6 tRNA genes are annotated in these 651 nt (G+C 51.3%); all 6 read right to left on the bottom strand.

Annotation, left to right across the window (positions count from 1 at the left end):
- Positions 1-59: 59 nt before the first annotated feature.
- Positions 60-132 (bottom strand) — tRNA-Phe (locus tag FC97_RS10890).
- Positions 133-138: 6 nt separating this feature from the next.
- Positions 139-212 (bottom strand) — tRNA-Asp (locus FC97_RS10885).
- 18 nt (positions 213-230) lie between these two features.
- Positions 231-304, bottom strand: a tRNA-Met gene (locus FC97_RS10880).
- Positions 305-336: 32 nt separating this feature from the next.
- A tRNA-Ser gene (locus FC97_RS10875) sits at positions 337-426 on the bottom strand.
- Positions 427-473: 47 nt separating this feature from the next.
- A tRNA-Glu gene (locus tag FC97_RS10870) sits at positions 474-545 on the bottom strand.
- Positions 546-555: 10 nt separating this feature from the next.
- Positions 556-643, bottom strand: a tRNA-Ser gene (locus FC97_RS10865).
- Positions 644-651 lie beyond the last annotated feature (8 nt).

Below are 651 nucleotides of genomic sequence, written 5' to 3'. Positions count from 1 at the left end.
CCCGAAGGAGCGGATTTACAGTCCGCCGCGTTTAGCCAGACTTCGCTACCCCTCCAAAATGGCGCGGGACGGAATCGAACCGCCGACACATGCAGCTTCAATGCATTGCTCTACCAACTGAGCTACCGAGCCATTAAACGGTCCGTGCGAGAATCGAACTCGCGATCTCCTGCGTGACAGGCAGGCGTCCTAACCAACTAGACCAACGAACCAAGAATTTCTGAAGCGAATTGCGGGAGCAGGATTTGAACCTACGACCTTCGGGTTATGAGCCCGACGAGCTACCAGACTGCTCCATCCCGCGATAATAAAAAATAAATCATATGCTACCCACTAAGGAGGATGTGGGATTCGAACCCACGCGCCGCTTTCGCGACCTGACGGTTTTCAAGACCGTTCCCTTAAGCCGGACTTGGGTAATCCTCCATTGCTTAAAACGTAAAACTATTAACTTAATGATGCTTATGCATCAATGACCCGTACGAGATTTGAACTCATGTTACCGCCGTGAAAGGGCGGTGTCTTAACCACTTGACCAACGGGTCATATAAAAAACGGAGAAGGAGGGATTTGAACCCTCGCGCCGCATTAGCGACCTACACCCTTAGCAGGGGCGCCTCTTCAGCCACTTGAGTACTTCTCCAGATATAG

The organism is Companilactobacillus kimchii DSM 13961 = JCM 10707 (genome assembly GCF_001435445.1).
In the GTDB taxonomy this organism is placed as follows: domain Bacteria; phylum Bacillota; class Bacilli; order Lactobacillales; family Lactobacillaceae; genus Companilactobacillus; species Companilactobacillus kimchii.
The sequence above is the reverse complement of the archived record's forward strand: the minus strand, read 5'-3'. Positions and strand labels throughout refer to the sequence as shown.